Annotated in this window: 14 protein-coding genes; 8 read left to right on the top strand and 6 right to left on the bottom strand. The window is 73.6% G+C overall.

Translation table 11 applies throughout. The features are described 5' to 3' along the window. The 5 genes from IE308_RS28140 to IE308_RS28120 are packed head-to-tail and all read left to right on the top strand — an operon-like array spanning position 1 to position 6042. On the top strand, positions 1-1923 hold the full coding sequence (locus tag IE308_RS28140) for an ATP-binding protein (protein ID WP_190220065.1): 1923 nt from the start codon (positions 1-3) through the stop codon (positions 1921-1923). Next, positions 1920-3050 carry an acyl-CoA dehydrogenase family protein gene (locus IE308_RS28135; protein WP_110628819.1) on the top strand — a complete coding sequence of 377 codons (1131 nt, stop codon included), beginning with the start codon at positions 1920-1922 and terminating at the stop codon, positions 3048-3050. The genes IE308_RS28140 and IE308_RS28135 overlap by 4 nt, the downstream gene beginning before the upstream one ends. Before the next feature lie 31 nt (positions 3051-3081). After that, positions 3082-4653 (top strand): 4-coumarate--CoA ligase family protein, encoded by a 1572-nt coding sequence (locus IE308_RS28130; RefSeq protein WP_190220064.1) that lies wholly within the window; start codon positions 3082-3084, stop codon positions 4651-4653. Next, the gene (locus IE308_RS28125) at positions 4650-5384 is read left to right on the top strand and encodes an enoyl-CoA hydratase family protein (RefSeq protein WP_190220063.1); all 735 of its coding nucleotides are present in this window, start codon (positions 4650-4652) and stop codon (positions 5382-5384) included. Before IE308_RS28130 ends, IE308_RS28125 begins: the two co-directional genes overlap by 4 nt. A gap of 43 nt (positions 5385-5427) precedes the next feature. Beyond that, positions 5428-6042 (top strand): TetR/AcrR family transcriptional regulator, encoded by a 615-nt coding sequence (locus IE308_RS28120; RefSeq protein ID WP_373314609.1) that lies wholly within the window; start codon positions 5428-5430, stop codon positions 6040-6042. A 28-nt stretch (positions 6043-6070) separates the two neighbouring features. On the opposite strand, the gene pdxH is transcribed toward IE308_RS28120, so the two are convergent. Further along, on the bottom strand, positions 6071-6763 hold the full coding sequence (gene pdxH / locus IE308_RS28115; protein ID WP_373314608.1) for a pyridoxamine 5'-phosphate oxidase: 693 nt from the start codon (positions 6761-6763) through the stop codon (positions 6071-6073). A gap of 265 nt (positions 6764-7028) precedes the next feature. On the opposite strand from pdxH, the gene IE308_RS28110 reads away from it, so the two are divergent. Continuing rightward, positions 7029-8135 carry a citrate synthase 2 gene (locus IE308_RS28110; RefSeq protein ID WP_190220062.1) on the top strand — a complete coding sequence of 369 codons (1107 nt, stop codon included), beginning with the start codon at positions 7029-7031 and terminating at the stop codon, positions 8133-8135. Between the two features lie 382 nt (positions 8136-8517). Here IE308_RS28110 and IE308_RS28105 read toward each other — a convergent pair whose 3' ends face one another. The 3 genes from IE308_RS28105 to IE308_RS28095 form a co-directional block, all read right to left on the bottom strand. Further along, positions 8518-9927, bottom strand: a complete 1410-nt coding sequence (locus tag IE308_RS28105; protein ID WP_229909186.1) for a PAS domain-containing protein — start codon at positions 9925-9927, stop codon at positions 8518-8520. A gap of 158 nt (positions 9928-10085) precedes the next feature. Further along, positions 10086-10943: a GNAT family N-acetyltransferase gene (locus tag IE308_RS28100; RefSeq protein WP_190220060.1), complete on the bottom strand. Its 858-nt coding sequence runs from the start codon at positions 10941-10943 to the stop codon at positions 10086-10088. 58 nt (positions 10944-11001) lie between these two features. Beyond that, positions 11002-11754: an SIS domain-containing protein gene (locus IE308_RS28095; RefSeq protein WP_110628813.1), complete on the bottom strand. Its 753-nt coding sequence runs from the start codon at positions 11752-11754 to the stop codon at positions 11002-11004. A 224-nt stretch (positions 11755-11978) separates the two neighbouring features. Here IE308_RS28095 and IE308_RS28090 point away from each other — a divergent pair, with 224 nt between their 5' ends. Together IE308_RS28090 and IE308_RS28085 are read left to right on the top strand one after the other, a co-directional pair. Beyond that, the gene (locus IE308_RS28090) at positions 11979-12671 is read left to right on the top strand and encodes an iron-dependent transcriptional repressor DtxR (protein WP_110628812.1); all 693 of its coding nucleotides are present in this window, start codon (positions 11979-11981) and stop codon (positions 12669-12671) included. 422 nt (positions 12672-13093) lie between these two features. Then, complete coding sequence (locus IE308_RS28085; RefSeq protein ID WP_190220059.1) at positions 13094-14059, top strand: alpha/beta fold hydrolase; 966 nt, start codon at positions 13094-13096, stop codon at positions 14057-14059. A gap of 104 nt (positions 14060-14163) precedes the next feature. On the opposite strand, the gene IE308_RS28080 is transcribed toward IE308_RS28085, so the two are convergent. Both IE308_RS28080 and IE308_RS28075 read right to left on the bottom strand, forming a co-directional pair. Beyond that, a complete protein-coding gene (locus IE308_RS28080) occupies positions 14164-15780 on the bottom strand; it encodes a transporter (protein WP_190220058.1) in 1617 nt (538 codons plus the stop codon). Further along, positions 15777-16550 carry an ABC transporter ATP-binding protein gene (locus tag IE308_RS28075; RefSeq protein ID WP_190220057.1) on the bottom strand — a complete coding sequence of 258 codons (774 nt, stop codon included), beginning with the start codon at positions 16548-16550 and terminating at the stop codon, positions 15777-15779. The genes IE308_RS28080 and IE308_RS28075 overlap by 4 nt, the downstream gene beginning before the upstream one ends. Positions 16551-16556: the final 6 nt, after the last annotated feature.

The raw sequence follows: 16556 nt of genomic DNA, 5'->3' as shown, positions 1-16556 counted from the left end.
GTGATCACTTCTGTGCTCGTCGCCAACCGGGGCGAGATCGCCTGCCGGATCTTCCGCACCTGCCGCGAGCTGGGCATCCGCACGGTCGCCGTGCACTCCGACGCGGACGGGAACGCGCTCCACGCGCGCGTGGCCGACGAAGCGGTACGGCTGCCCGGCGCGGCCCCCGCGGAGACGTATCTGCGCGGCGACCTCATCGTGAAGGCGGCACTCGCCGCCGGCGCGGACGCCGTCCACCCCGGCTACGGCTTCCTCTCCGAGAACGCCGCCTTCGCGCGTGCCGTGACGGACGCGGGACTGGTGTGGATCGGCCCGCCCCCGTCGGCGATCGAGGCGATGGCGTCCAAGACCCGCGCCAAGGAACTCATGGGCATCGAGGCCCTGAAGGACGTCACCGAGGCCGACCTGCCCGTCCTGGTGAAGGCCGCCGCGGGCGGCGGGGGGCGCGGCATGCGGATCGTGCGCCGCCTGGAGGACCTGGACGCCGCGCTGGAGGGCGCGCGCGCCGAGGCCGCGAGCGCCTTCGGCGACGGCGAGGTGTTCGTCGAGCCGTACGTCGAGCACGGCCGCCATGTCGAGGTGCAGATCCTCGCCGACGCGCACGGCACGGTGTGGGCGCTCGGCACCCGCGACTGCTCGCTGCAGCGCCGCCACCAGAAGGTGATCGAGGAGGCGCCCGCGCCCGGCCTCGGCACCGGCCTCGAACGCGAGCTGCACGCGCTGGCCGTGCGCGCCGCCCGCGCCGTCTCCTACGTCGGCGCCGGCACCGTCGAGTTCCTCGTCGCCGACGGACGCGCCCACTTCCTGGAGATGAACACCCGCCTCCAGGTCGAACACCCCGTCACCGAGGAGGTCTTCGGCCTCGACCTGGTCGCCGAGCAGATCCGGATCGCCGAGGGCCACCCGCTCGCCGGTGAGCCGCCCCGCGCGCGGGGCCACGCGATCGAGGCCCGCCTGTACGCGGAGGACCCGGCCCGCGACTGGGCCCCGCAGACCGGCACCCTGCACCGCCTCGCCGTGCCCGACGGGGTGCGCCTGGACACCGGGTACACCGACGGGGACACGATCGGCGTGCACTACGACCCGATGCTCGCCAAGGTCGTCGCGCACGCCCCCACGCGCGCCGAGGCGCTGCGCAAGCTGGCGGGCGCGCTGGAACGCGCCGCCGTGCACGGCCCGGTCACCAACCGCGACCTCCTCGTGCGCTCCCTGCGGCACGAGGAGTTCACCGCCGCCCGCATGGACACCGGCTTCTACGACCGCCACCTCGCCGCCCTGACGGCACCTGCCCCCGACCCGTACGCCCCGCTGGCCGCCGCCCTCGCCGACGCGCACGGCCGCTCCCGCTTCGGCGGCTGGCGCAACGTGCCCTCCGGGCCGCAGGTCAAGCGGTACCGGATGGCGGGGGAGGAGCACGAGGTCCGCTACCGGCACACCCGGGACGGCTACGAGCCGGAGGGGGCCGGTGTGCGGGTCGTGCACGCCGGGCCACACCTGGTCGTCCTGGACGTCGACGGCGTGCGCCGCCGCTACGAGGTCGCGCGTTACGGCGCGGACGCCGCCGACGTCCACGTCAACGCCGACCGCCTCACCGCCCTGCCCCGCTTCCCCGACCCCACCGCCCAGCACGCCCCCGGCTCGCTGCTCGCGCCGATGCCGGGCACGGTCGTCCGGATCGCCGACGGTCTCATCACCGGATCGAGTGTCGAGGCCGGCGAACCGATCGTGTGGCTCGAAGCGATGAAGATGCAGCACGTCATCTCGGCACCGGCGGCCGGGGTGCTGACGGAACTCCCGGTGACGCCGGGACAGCAGGTGACGGTCGGCGCCCTCCTGGCGGTGGTCGAGCAGACCGACCTGGAAGGGGCGCGGGGAACTGCGCGAGCGACCACCGACGACGGACAGCCCGAAGGAGACCGATGACCACGCACACGGAACCGGAAGAGCACCAGGCCCTCCGCAAGGCTGTCGCGGCCTTCGCCAGGAGCCACCACCACCTCGGCAACAAGGAGCTGTGGCAAGCCGCCGCCAAGCTCGGCTACATCGGCGTCAACCTCCCGGAAACGCACGGCGGCGGCGGTGGCGGCATCACCGAACTCTCCCTCGTCCTCGAAGAACTGGGCGCCGCCGGCAACCCCCTGCTCATGATGATCGTCTCCCCGGCGATCTGCGGCACCGTGATCGCCCGCTTCGGCACGGAGGAGCAGAAGCGGGAGTGGCTGCCCGCCCTCGCCGACGGCAGCCGCCTCATGGCCTTCGGCATCACCGAGCCCGACGCCGGCTCCAACAGCCACCGCATCACCACCACGGCCCGCAAGGACGGAGCCGACTGGCTGCTCACCGGCCGCAAGGTGTTCGTCTCCGGCGTGGACATCGCCGACGCGACGCTCATCGTCGGCCGCACCGAGGACGCCCGCACCGGCCGCCTCAAGCCGTGCCTGTTCATCGTCCCGCGCGACGCGGAGGGCTTCTCGCGCCGCCCGATCGACATGGAACTGAGCGCCGAGGAGAAGCAGTTCGAGCTGGTCCTGGACGACGTACGGCTGCCCGCGGAGGCGCTCGTCGGCGACGAGGACGCGGGCCTGCTGCAACTGTTCGCCGGACTCAACCCCGAACGCATCATGACCGCCGCCTTCGCCATCGGCATGGGCCGCCACGCACTGACCCGCGCGATCGAGTACGCGCGCGAACGCACGGTGTGGGACACCCCCATCGGCGCCCACCAGGCGATCGCCCACCCCCTCGCGCAGGCCCACATCGACCTCGAACTGGCCCGCCTGATGATGCAGAAGGCGGCCCATCTGTACGACGCGGGAGACGACGTCGGCGCGGGCGAGGCCGCCAACATGGCGAAGTACGCGGCGGGGGAGGCCTGTGTGAAGGCGGTCGACCAGGCGGTGCACACCCTCGGCGGGAACGGCCTCACGCGCGAGTTCGGGCTGGCCCGGTTGATAACGGCGGCGCGCGTGGCTCGTATAGCCCCGGTGAGCCGGGAGATGATTCTCAACTACGTCTCCCACCAGACCCTCGGTCTGCCCAAGTCGTACTGACGACGCACGACGGCGTGCGTGAGGAGGAACCGTGTTCCGCAGCGAGTACGCAGACGTCCCGCCCGTAGAACTCCCCATCCACGAGGCGGCCCTGGGCGGCGCCGCCGCTTTCGGGGACACGCCCGCCCTGATCGACGGCACCGACGGCACCACCCTCAGCTACGAGCAGGTGGACCGGTTCCACCGCCGCATCGCCGCCGCGTTCGCCGAGGCCGGCGTCCGCAAGGGCGATGTCCTCGCCCTGCACAGCCCGAACACGATCGCCTTCCCGACCGCCTTCTACGGCGCCACGCGCGCGGGTGCCTCCGTCACCACCGTGCATCCGCTCGCCACGCCGGAGGAGTTCGCCAAGCAGCTGGAGGACTCGGCCGCCCGCTGGATCGTCACCGTCTCGCCGCTGCTGCAGGCCGCGCGCCGGGCCGCCGAACTCGCGGGCGGCATCCAGGAGATCTTCGTCTGCGACAGCGCGCCCGGCCACCGCTCCCTCATCGACCTGCTGGCCACCACCGCCCCCGAGCCGGACCTCACCATCGACCCCGCCGAGGACGTCGCCGCGCTGCCGTACTCGTCGGGCACGACCGGCATCCCCAAGGGGGTGATGCTCACCCACCGGCAGATCGCCACCAACCTCGCCCAGCTCGCACCGGCGATCAGCGCGGGACCCGGCGACCGCATCCTCGCCGTGCTGCCGTTCTTCCACATCTACGGCCTGACCGCGCTGATGAACGCGCCGCTGCGGCAGGGCGCCACCGTCGTCGTCCTGCCCCGCTTCGACCTGGAGACGTTCCTCGCCGCCATCCAGACCCACCGCATCACCGGGCTGTACGTGGCGCCGCCGATCGTGCTCGCCCTCGCCAAGCACCCGCTGGTCGAGCGGTACGACCTGTCGTCGCTGAAGTACGTCGTCAGCGCCGCCGCCCCGCTGGACGCCCAGCTCGCCGCCGCCTGCTCCCGCCGCCTGGGCCTGCCGCCCGTCGGCCAGGCCTACGGCATGACCGAACTGTCCCCCGGCACCCACGTCGTCCCCCTGGACGCCATGCACCAGGCGCCGCCCGGCACCGTCGGCAAGCTCATCGCCGGCACCGAGATGCGCATCGTCTCCCTCGACGACCCCGGCAAGGACCTCGGCCCCGGCGAGTCCGGCGAGATCCTCATCCGCGGCCCGCAGGTGATGAAGGGCTACCTGGGCCGGCCCGACGCCACCGCCGCCATGATCGACCCCGACGGCTGGCTGCACACCGGCGACGTCGGCCACGTCGACGACGACGGCTGGCTGTTCGTCGTCGACCGCGTCAAGGAACTCATCAAGTACAAGGGCTTCCAGGTCGCCCCCGCCGAACTGGAGGCGCTGCTGCTCACCCACCCCGGCATCGCCGACGCCGCCGTCATCGGCGCCCTCGACGACGAGGGCACCGAGATCCCGCACGCCTTCGTCGTCCGCCAGCCCACCGCGCCCGGCCTCTCCGAAGGGGAGGTCATGATGTACGTCGCCGAACGCGTCGCCCCGTACAAACGCATCCGCAGGGTCACCTTCATCGACGGCGTCCCGCGCGCCGCCTCCGGCAAGATCCTGCGCCGGCAGCTCAGGGAGCGCACCGCATGACCCTCGTCGCCCGCAGCCGCGACCGGGGCGTCGAGACCCTCGCCCTCGACTCCCCGGCCACCCGCAACGCCCTGTCCGCGGCCCTCGTCGGCGAACTCGCCGACGCCCTCACCGACTGCGGCAAGGACGGCGACGTCCGCGCCGTCGTCCTCACCCACACCGGCACCACCTTCTGCGCGGGCGCCGACCTGCGCGACCCGCCCGCGCCGGACGCCCTCGTCGCCCTGCTGCGGCAGATCGTCGAGCTGCGCAAACCCGTCGTCGCCCGGGTCACCGGGCACGTCCGGGCCGGCGGCCTCGGACTGCTCGCCGCCTGCGACATCACCGCCGCCTCCCGCGACGCCACCTTCGCCTTCACCGAGGTCCGCATAGGCGTCGCCCCCGCGGTGATCTCCCTGACGGTCCTGCCGCGCGCTGACCCGCGCGCGCTGGCCCGCTACTACCTCACCGGAGAGCGTTTCACCGCCCCCGAAGCGGCCCGCACCGGCCTGCTGACCACGTACGGGGACGACGTCGACGAGGCACTGGCCCCGGTCCTGGACGGCCTGCGCCGGTCCGCGCCCCAGGGCCTGGCCGAGACGAAGGCACTGCTCACGGCTAGGGTGCTGGAAGCGTTCGACCGGGACGCGGCCGACCTGACCGCGCTCTCGGCCCGGCTGTTCGCCACCCCGCAGGCCCGCGAGGGGATGACGGCCTTCCTCGAACGACGGGACCCGGTATGGGCCCTGTGACACCCGCAGCGCCACCACCAGCGCCACCAGCAGTGAGATCGGTATGGACATGACGACCGTCGACCGCCTCCCCAAGCAGGACCGCAGCCGCGCCACCCGGCAGCGGCTGCTGGAGGCCGCCGTGGCCTGCCTCGCCGAACGCGGCTGGGCGGGCTCCACGGTCGCCGTCGTCGCCGAACGCGCGGGCGTCTCCCGCGGCGCGGCCCAGCACCACTTCCCCACCCGCGAGGACCTGTTCACCGCGGCCGTCGAGTACGTCGCCGAGGAGCGCTCCCAGGCCCTGCGCGCCCTGTTCCCCGAGGGCGCCCAGGGCGCCGACCGCCGGGCCGTCGTCGCGGCCCTCGTCGACCTCTACACCGGCCCCCTCTTCCGGGCCGCCCTCCACCTGTGGGTGGCCGCCTCCAACGAGGAACAGCTCGGCCCCCGCGTCACCGAGCTGGAGGCCCGTGTCGGCCGCGAGACGCACCGCATAGCCGTCGACCTGCTCGCCGCCGACGAGACCCGCCCCGGCGTCCGCGAGACCGTCCAGGGCCTCCTCGACATGGCCCGCGGCCTCGGCCTCGCCAACCTCCTCACCGACGACCGCACCCGCCGCGACCGCGTGGTGACCCAGTGGGCGGATCTGCTGGACGCGGCGCTGGGACAGGACCCGTCCTGACCGCCGGGAGCCCCCAGCGGTCCGTCCGTCACGGACTCAGCCGCTCCACCCTCCAGCTCCCGTCCTGTTCCGCCACGTAGCGCAGCCGGTCGTGCAGGCGGTTCTCGCGGCCCTGCCAGAACTCCACCCGCTGCGGGGCCACCCGGAAACCGCCCCAGTGCGGCGGTACCGGCACCTGCTCGCCCTCCGGGTAGCGTGCCGCCAGCTCCGCGTACGAGGCGTCCAGCTCGGCGCGGGAGGGGATCACCGACGACTGGGGGCTCGCCCACGCGCCGAGCTGCGAGCCGTGTGGCCGGGTGCGGAAGTAGGCGGCCGTCTCGTCCCGCCCGGTCCGCCGCGCCACGCCCTGCACGATCACCTGCCGGGCCATCGCGTGCCAGGGGAACAGCAGCGAGACGTACGGGTTGACCGCCAGGTCACGGGCCTTGCCGGAGTCGTAGTTGGTGTAGAAGACGAAGCCCTGCTCGTCGAACTGCTTCAGCAGCACCGTGCGGGAGCTGGGCCGGCCCTCGGCGTCCGCCGTGGAGACGATCATGGCGTTCGGCTCGAACAGGTGGGCCTCCGTCGCGGCGTCCTTGAACCAGCGCCGGAACTGCTCCACCGGGGTGGGTGCCAGCTCGGACTCGGCGAGGCCCTCCGCCCGGTACTGCTTGCGCATCGACGCGGGGTCGGGAGCGAGGGAGTCGGTCGGATCGAGGGGGACGGCGTCTCGGTCGGTCACGCGGTCATCTTGCCGTATGCCGCCGCCGCACCCCAGAGGTTGGCACTGAGTGCCGTGAAACCTCCCCAAGGCTGGCACTCGGGGATATGGTGCTGATGCCACCCCGCGGGGTGACCGTGGGGTGACCGCCCGCCGGACGGGGCATCACAGGGCCACACCGGCCCACGCACCGGCGCGGACATCAGCCACCCGCACCGACCCCGGCCGCACCGGCCGCACCCCACCCGCACCACGATCCGTCGCACACATCACGAGGAGCCGCCTGATGTCCGACTTCGTACCCGGACTCGAGGGAGTCGTCGCGTTCGAGACGGAAATCGCCGAACCCGACAAGGAAGGCGGCGCCCTGAGGTACCGCGGCGTCGACATCGAGGACCTGGTCGGCCACGTCTCCTTCGGCAACGTCTGGGGCCTGCTCGTCGACGGCGCCTTCAACCCCGGCCTGCCGCCCGCCGAACCGTTCCCCATCCCGGTCCACTCCGGTGACATCCGCGTCGACGTCCAGTCCGCGCTCGCCATGCTCGCGCCGGTCTGGGGCCTGAAACCCCTCCTCGACATCGACGCCGAGCAGGCCCGCGAGGACCTCGCCCGCGCCGCCGTCATGGCCCTGTCCTACGTCGCCCAGTCCGCCCGCGGCCAGGGCCTGCCGATGGTCCCGCAGAGCGAGATCGACAAGGCGCAGTCCGTCGTCGAACGCTTCATGATCCGCTGGCGGGGCGAGCCCGACCCCAAGCACGTCAAGGCCGTCGACGCCTACTGGACCTCCGCCGCCGAGCACGGCATGAACGCCTCCACGTTCACCGCCCGCGTCATCGCCTCCACCGGCGCCGACGTGGCCGCCGCGCTCTCCGGCGCCGTCGGCGCGATGTCCGGCCCGCTGCACGGCGGCGCCCCCTCGCGCGTCCTCGGCATGATCGAGGAGATCGAGCGCACCGGCGACGCCGAGGCCTACGTCAAGAACGCCCTCGACCGCGGCGAGCGCCTCATGGGCTTCGGCCACCGCGTCTACCGCGCCGAGGACCCCCGCGCCCGCGTCCTGCGCCGCACCGCCCGCGAGCTGGGCGCCCCCCGCTTCGAGGTCGCCGAGGCGCTGGAGAAGGCGGCCCTGGAGGAGCTGCACAACCGCCGCCCCGACCGGGTCCTGGCCACCAACGTCGAGTTCTGGGCGGCGATCGTCCTCGACTTCGCGGAGGTCCCGGCGCACATGTTCACGTCCATGTTCACCTGCGCCCGTACGGCGGGCTGGTCGGCGCACATCCTGGAGCAGAAGCGCACCGGCCGCCTGGTCCGCCCGTCCGCCCGTTACGTCGGCCCGGGCGTCCGCAGCCCGCGCGAGATCGAGGGTTACGCGGACATCAGCGGGCAGGAGTAGGGCCCGCAAGCGGGCAGCGGTAAGGCCCGCAAGCCGCCGCAGAACGCAAACGACCCGCGAGTCTGGTCCTCTCCAGGAGAACCTGGGGAGGAGCCGGCCGGACGTACCGGCGACTCGCGGGTCGGGTGACTGCGTGGAACTGGCCGGCTGCGCGCATCGCTCACGCGCTGGTCCGGCGCCGAACCGAGTACGGCGACGGGCCGCTAGCCCGCAGCCACCTCTTCCGTCCGGTATGCATACATCTGCCGAACCACCTCCTTTCCGAAGTACCGCCACCCTAGGAAGCGGTTCGCCGGGATTCAACAGCTTTTTCGCGATGCGGACGGCAGCAAGGCGAAAGCGCTGATGGGAGCCCCGATGGCGGGGCGACGCGCACCGGCTCTCACCCGTCCTCGCCCGCCTTCACCACCCCGGCCAGATCCAGCGCCAGCGCGATCCGCGCCGCCACGTCCTCCGCGTACGTCGTGTCGGACCGCTCGAAGCCGTTGCGCCCGCCGCCGCGCAGGAACGTCACGACGCCCAGCGTGCGCCCCCGGCTGCGCAGCACCGTGCACAGCGCGTGCCGGGTGTCCGCCGGCCACTGGCGGGCCAGCGCCCACTCCCGGGCCTCCTCGGCCGGCCCGGAGCCCGCGCTCGACCGCACGGACCCGGCCCGCTGCACGCACTGCACCGCCGGATGCCCCTCCCCGTACCGCACCGGCAGCCCCGCCCCGCCGTCCTGCAGGCTGGGGCCGGGCGCGCCGGACGGGGTGGCGGCGACCCGCACCAGCCGCACCGGCCCGGTGGCGTCCGCGTCGGCGGATCGCGCGCCGCCCGCGACCCGGTCGATCACCGCGTGGTCGGCGAACCCGGCGAGCGCGAAGTCCAGGTGGACGGTGGCCGCCTCGGCCGGGTCCTCGCACTCGGCGGCGGCCCGGGCCGCCCGGTGCATCTGGTTGGTGCGGAACCGCAGCAGCGACGCCTCCTGCTCGGCCTGCTTGGACTCGGTGATGTCCTGGAACATCCAGCCGACCCCGAGCGGCACCGGCTCCTCCGCGAGCGGCGAGGCCAGCCGCAGGAAGCCGCTGCGCCAGCAGCGCCGCCGCTCGCCCTCCGGCGTGCGCACGGCCACCCACACCTCGGCCGGCGCGGGCGGCGCGCCCTCGGCCAGCACATGCGTGAGGGCGCTCTCCAGCTCCTCCACGCCCTGCGACAGCAGCTCACCGAGCGGGCGGCCCAGCACCGCCGTACGCCCCGTGCCCAGCAGCCGGGCCGCGTGCGCGTTGACGACCGCGGGGCGCAGGTCCGCGTCGACCAGGACGACACCCCAGCTGGCGTCCTCGAACAGCGACTCGCTCAGCGCGATGGACCGCTCCAGGTCGATCTGCGCGTGCACCTCGCTGAACGCGCAGTACACGCCCGCCGGCTTGCCGTCCGGGCCGCGCACCGCCGCGGACTGGGTACGCACCAGCACCCGGCCGCCGTCCTTGGTCAGCAGCGCGAACTCGTGCACCTGGCGGCCCGGCGCCCGCATCGCCGACATCAGCCGCGCCTCGACCTCCTCGGCGTCGGCGCTGCGCACGGCCCAGCCGGCCAGCCCCTGCCGGCCCACGGCCTCGGCGGCGCTCCAGCCGAGGATGCGCTCGGCCTCGCGGTTCCAGTGCGTGACGACGCCGTCCGCGTCGAAGGCGCACAGGGCCGCGTCCATGCCGTCCAGGAGCGCGGCGAGCAGATCCGCTCCGTCCCGCTCCGGCGGCTCGGGCTCGTCCGGCCCCAGCTCGTCGGTCGTCCCACTACGCCGGGAAGCACTCACCTGAACCCCCTGCAGGCTGCGTCCGCAGTTACGGCGCGTCGGTTCGCTCACTTGCCCTCATTCAACTCGAACGTGACGCAGCCCACATAGGGTTCCCGCAAGATTGCGAGAATCGTTGTACGGCGGAAACTCGACGTCGACCCGGTCTGTACGGGCGGTTAACGGGGACCGGGAGCCGGTGCCGGGGCGAGGCTCAGGTCGACCCACTCGTCGTCCTCCCCGTCCAGCACGTACCGCTCGGTCTCGGTGAAGCCGCGGGCCTTCGCGAAGCGCAGCCCGTCCTCGTTGGCCGCCAGCACGCACGTCTCGATCGCTTCGGCGCCGAGCACGCGCGCGTGCGCGAGACCGTTCTCGTACAGCGCGGTGCCGATGCCCCGGCCGCGGTAGGCGGGCAGCACGCGCGCGATGACGGTGGCCGCCCCGCCGTCGCCCTCCGGCGGCCGTACGGTCGAGCAGCCGACGAGGACGTCGCCGAGGTAGGCGTTCTCCAGGCGGTACCGGCCCAGGCGCTCCTCGGCCTCCGCGAGGGACATCTCCGCCGGCGGCACGATCACGTTGTGCACGTGCCGCCACTGCTCCAGCATCGCCGTACCGCTCACCTGCTCGATCCGCAGCCGGGAGCCCACCGGCCCGCGCCGCGCGTCCACCTCGATCTCGATCCTCATCCGGGGGTCCGCCAGCCCGCACACCATCATGGTCGCGGCCGGGCGGACCTGCCCGAACGTCTTGCGCAGCACCGGCCAGCACGGCTCGAAGTCCTCCCGCGCGGGCAGCAGGTACCGCACCCGCACGACGTCCTCGAACGTGCACCCGGCCTCCGCGAGCGCGGCGCCGATGTTGCGCAGGCACTGCCCGGCCTGTTCGACGACGTCGTCGGAGATCGTCATGGTCGCGTAGTCGTACCCGGTCGTCCCGGACACGTGCACCCGGTCGCCGTCGACCACGGCACGCGCGTACCCGATCTCCTCCTCGAACACCGAACCGCTGAGAATCGCCCGCCGCACCTGATCCGTCATGCGTCGAACGCTATGGCCCGGCCGTCGAAAGGTCTAACGCCTTCTCGGGGACGCCGGTTCAGCTGCGGTAGAAGATCCGGTCCCGGTACTGCTCCAGGATCCGCCCGTTCCACTCGTGGCCGCCGTCGACGTTGCCGGAGCGGAGCAGCGGCGGCTCGATGCCGCGGTCGGCGAGGGCCCCGGCGGCCGTGGCCACGACCGCCTGGAGGAGGGCCGCGGTGACGACGGTGGAGGCCGGCGCGAAGGGGGCGGGCACGCTGTCGAGGGTGAGTTCCGCGTCCCCGACCGCGATCTTCGAGTCGAGCACGAGGTCGCAGTGGTCCTTCAGGAACGTGCCGGAGGAGTGCCGCGACTTCGTCTCCGTCGCGTACGCCACCGACGTCACGCCGATGACGCGCACGCCGAGGGCGCGGGCGTTCATGGCCATCTCCACGGGCAGCGCGTTGCGGCCGGAGAGGGAGACGATCACCAGGGCGTCGCCCGCGCGCAGCGGCGAGCTGTCCAGGACGGCGGCCGCGAGACCGTCGACGCGCTCCAGGGCGGAGCCGAGCGTCGCGGGCATCACGTCGACGCCGACGACCCCCGGTACGGCGAGCAGGTTCATCAGGGCGAGGCCGCCGGCGCGGTAGACGACGTCCTGGGCGGCGAGGGAGGAGTGCCCGGCGCCGAAGGCGAAGAGCCGCCCGCCGGCCGCGACGGTGTCGGCGAGGAGCGCCCCGGCCGCCTCGATCGCGGCCCCCTCCTCGTCCCGGACGCGCTGCAGAAGGCCGATCGCGGCGTCGAAGAACTGGTCGGCCAGCCGGTCGCTCATCCGCGGGCTCCTTCGCACAGTGCGGTCCGTGTCGCGGATCACGGTGCGGTCTGGACCAGTGCGGTGTCAATACGGCCCCGCCCTGTCCCGGTACGGCCGCCGCCACGGCCCCCGGTTTCGGCGCGGCGGCACGGTTGTCAGTGGTATCCGGCAGAATTGACGGCAGGGCCAGCGCACGCGCCGAGGCGCCTCGGGCCTTCGGCAGATCTCATCGAGGGGCACGTATGTCCGGACTGATCGACACCACGGAGATGTATCTCCGCACCATCCTCGAGCTGGAGGAGGAAGGTGTGGTCCCCATGCGCGCCCGGATCGCCGAGCGGCTCGACCAGAGCGGGCCGACGGTCAGCCAGACGGTGGCCCGGATGGAGCGCGACGGCCTGGTGTCCGTGGCCACCGACCGGCACCTGGAGCTGACCGACGAGGGCCGCCGACTGGCCACGCGCGTGATGCGCAAGCACCGCCTGGCCGAGTGTCTGCTCGTCGACGTGATCGGCCTGGAGTGGGAGCAGGTGCACGCCGAGGCCTGCCGCTGGGAGCACGTGATGAGCGAGGCCGTGGAGCGCCGCGTGCTGGAGCTGCTGCGTCACCCGACCGAGTCGCCGTACGGCAACCCGATCCCGGGCCTGGAGGAGCTGGGCGAGAAGGACGGCGCCGACCCGTTCCTGGACGAGGGCATGGTGTCGCTGGCCGAGCTGGACCCGGGCACCGAGGGCAAGACGGTCGTGGTCCGCCGTATCGGCGAGCCGATCCAGACGGACGCGCAGCTCATGTACACGCTGCGGCGGGCGGGCGTGCAGCCCGGCTCGGTGGTGAGCGTGACGGAGTCGCCCGGCGGGGTGCTGGTGGGCAGCGGCGGCGAGGCCGCCGAGCTGGAGGCGGACGTCGCCTCCCACGTCTTCGTCGCCAAGCGGTGAGCGGAGGGCCCCGGCGCTGAGCGACGCCGGGGCCCTGTCCTCCCCTGTTGCGACCCGGAGCCCCGAGCTCCCAGGGTCGTCCCCCTCGGACCGTTTTTCCCCGAGCGGTCCGCCTCCCGTTGAAGATCTCCCCTCGGCAGCGGCGATCAATCCTTGAGGGCGGTCACTCGAACGAGGGGTGTTGCCCGGGGAGACACCGTTTTCCGAACGAGCATTCGATAGTGTGCGGGTGACGAGCCACGCGGAACGTGCGCTACACATGGTGCACGGCACGGTACGGCCCGTAGAGCCGCGCGAAGCGGAAGCGGAACGCGGAGCACCGACCACGAGAACACACGGCACGGCAGGACAGAGCAGGGCAGCGGCAGGGCACAGCGGTACGACGGCAAGCGGCAACGCGGAGCTTGGGGGGTGCCAGGAGCATGACGCGGCGCATCGACGTGACCGGGGCGGGTGGGGTCCGCCTCGCGGCCTGGGAGTTCGGCGACCCTCCCAAGGGCGAGCCGGGGATCCTCGTACCCGCCCAGGCGGGCCCCGAGGGCCACGCCCGGCCCCGCCCACCCGGCGGCGCCCCGCAGGAGCCCGGCGGCGGGCCCGGACGGTCACCGGGCGTGCTCTTACTGCACGGTCTGATGGGCCGCGCCTCCCACTGGGCGTCCACCGCCCGCTGGCTCTCCGAGCGGCACCGCGCGGTCGCCCTCGACCAGCGCGGCCACGGCCAGAGCGCCAAGCCCCCGCAGGCCGCCTTCACCCGCGAGGCCTACGTCGCCGACGCCGAGGCCGCCCTCGAACAGCTCGGCCTCGCCCCCGCCGTCCTCATCGGCCACGCCATGGGCGCCCTCACCGCCTGGCAGCTCGCCGCCCAGCGCCCCGACCTCGTCGGCGGCCTCGTCATCTGCGACATGCGGGCCTCCGCGCTCGGCGCGGCCTCGCAGCGCGAGTGGGCCGACTGGTTCAAGGCCTGGCCCCTGCCCTTCGCCACCCTCGCCGACGTCCGCAAGTGGTTCGGCGAGGACGACCCCTGGGTGGAGCGGCCCAACCCCTCCCGCGGCGCCTTCTACGCCGAGGTCATGCAGGAGGCGGCCGACGGCTGGCGCCCCGTCTTCGACCCCGAGCAGATGCTCCGCTCCCGCGAGACCTGGGTGTACGACGCCCACTGGGAGGAGCTGGCCCAGGTGCGGTGCCCCGCCCTCGTCGTCCGCGGCCTCGACGGAGAACTGGGCCGCGCGGAGGCGCAGGAGATGGTCCGCGTGCTGCCGCGCGGCCAGTACGCGGAGGTCGCCGACGCCGGGCACCTCGTCCACTACGACCAGCCGGAGGGGTGGCGGGCGGCGATCGAGCCGTTCCTCGACGGGGCACTGCGTGAGGCCGGGCCGGGCGCCTCTTGAGGGGGGTGCTCTTCGTCGTCCGGCGGGTGCGGCTTGTGTGGGGCCGGTCGCGCAGTTCCCCGCGCCCCTGGGCCGCATGCCCGTACCCGGGCATGCTCAGGGTGTCAGCCTTTGCTCACCGCTGAGAGGATCTCCGGGAGGCGGGCCGCCGTTCTCGGGGCCGCGAGGCGCAGGCCCAGCATGGTCAGCGCGGCGCCGTACACCAGGCCCGCCGGCAGCAGCAGCCAGCCGTACGCGTCGGCGCCGGGCCCGGCGTGCAGCCAGACGGTGAGGACGATGACCGGCGCGCACAGCAGCGCCGCCGCCACCATCCCGCCGAAGATCGACATCCACGCCAGCCCCACCTGCCCCGGCACCACGTTCTTGTGGCCCTCCTGCGGGATCGAGTAGGGAAAGCGCGCCGACGTCCACGCGCCGGTCCCCAGCATCGCCCCGAGCAGCGCGAACGACAGGCCCAGCACCTCCGGCAGCCGCCCCCAGGTGTCCAGCAGCGCCGTCGTCAGGACCGTCACCAGCGCGGCGTACGGCATTGTCACCACCAGCAGGGCCAGCGCCCGCCCGCGCAGCTCGACGTACGCGTCCCGGGCACCGGAGATCGTCATCGCGACCATCCAGAACGCCGAGGTGTCCTGCCCGAACTGGTTGTACATCTGGATGCCGAGCATCCCTGCGGCGAAACAGGCGAAGTACACCGACCCTGTGCCCTGCACCGCGTTGAACACCGGCACGATCACCCCGATCGCGAGCGAGGTCACCCAGGCCGCCTTGGTCTTCGGGTCCCGCCAGATGTAGCGCAGGCTGCGGCCCATCACCGTGCCGGTGCGCCCGGCGGGCAGCAGCCGCTCCCAGCCATGGGAAGCGCCCCGGGACGCGTCCCGCGCCCGCCCGTCCGGCACGGCGGCGTGCAGGGTCGAACCGTCGGGCGCGGTCATCAGCCGCTCCAGACTCCGCGCCCACACTCTGACCAGCGCCACCAACGCGGCCACGCACAGCAGCAGTTGGGCGGCCGCCTGCCCGTACGCCTCGTCGCTCACCGCGTGCACCGCGCCGACCGCCGCCGCCGGAGGCACCCAGCGCAGCACGTCCGCGGCCGGGTCGAGCTGCCCGAGCCCGGCCGAACCGAGGCGCTGCGCGCCGAAGTTCACCACCTGCGCGCCGACCGCGATGACCAGCCCGCTCAGCACCGCCAGATCCCGCCCCCGGCGGCTGGTCAGCAGCCGGATGTTGGCGGCGGCGACGGCCCGCGCGAGCGCCACGCACAGCAGCAGCGCCAGCACCACGGCGACGACCGAGACGGCGTACGCCGCCGCCCCGTGCGCCACCGCGATCACCGACCCCACCAGCATCAGCAGCGTGAACAGCGGACCGATCCCCACCAGCGAGGCCGCGAGCAGCGCCCGCACCAGCGGACGGGGCCGCAGCGGCAGCATCACCAGCCGCGTCGGGTCCAGCGTCTCGTCGCCGCCGGGGAAGAACAGCGGCATCACCGCCCAGCCCAGCCCCAGCACCGCCGCCAGCAGCACCACCAGCGCGTCCGCGTGCGCGTGGCCGCGCAGCGCGATCAGACCGATCAGCTGGAGCGCGGCGAACACCAGGGCGACGACGGCGGAGGCGACGTACGCGGCGCGCCGCCCGCCGGACTGCCGCAGCCCGTTGCGCAGCAGCGACAGCTTCAGCCGTACGACGACGGCGGTGACCGGGGTGCCGGAGGTGCCGCTCACCGGTCCGCCCCGCCGCCGAGCCAGTCCAGATCGGTGCCGGCGTCCCGGCCGGTCGCCCCGACCAGGTGCAGGAACGCCTGCTGGAGGGACGGCTGGTCGCCGCGCACCTCGGCCAGCGTGCCGTGCGCGCGGATGCGGCCGGCGGCCATGACGGCCACCCAGTCGCACAGGGACTCGACCAGCTCCATGACGTGGGAGGAGAAGACGACCGTGGCGCCCGAGGCGGTGTACCGCTCCAGGACGCCCCGGATGGTCTGCGCGGAGACCGGGTCGACGCCCTCGAACGGCTCGTCGAGGAAGAGCACTTCGGGATTGTGCAGCAGGGCCGCGGCGAGGCCGATCTTCTTGCGCATGCCGGTCGAGTAGTCGACGACCAGCTTGTGCTGCGCCCCGGCCAGGTCCAGGACGTCCAGCAGCTGCGCGGCCCGCCTGTCGGCCTCGGCGCCGGGCAGCCCGCGCAACCGCCCTGTGTAGCCGAGCAGTTCACGCCCGGACAGTCGTTCGAACAGCCGTAGCCCCTCCGGCAGCACCCCGATCCGCGCCTTCACGGCGACCGGGTCGCGCCACACGTCGTGCCCGACGACCTCGACGCTGCCCTGGTCGGGCCGGAGCAGCCCCGTCACCATGGACAGCGTGGTGGTCTTGCCGGCCCCGTTCGGCCCGACGAGCCCGATGAACCGCCCCGCGGGCAGTTCGAGGTCGATCCCGCCCACGGCAACCTGCTGCCCGAACCGCTTCCAGAGCCCACGCACACTTACGGCCGACGTCATGGGAGC

The organism is Streptomyces griseosporeus (assembly GCF_014656055.1).
Lineage (GTDB): Bacteria > Actinomycetota > Actinomycetes > Streptomycetales > Streptomycetaceae > Streptomyces > Streptomyces griseosporeus.
The sequence above is the reverse complement of the archived record's forward strand: the minus strand, read 5'-3'. Positions and strand labels throughout refer to the sequence as shown.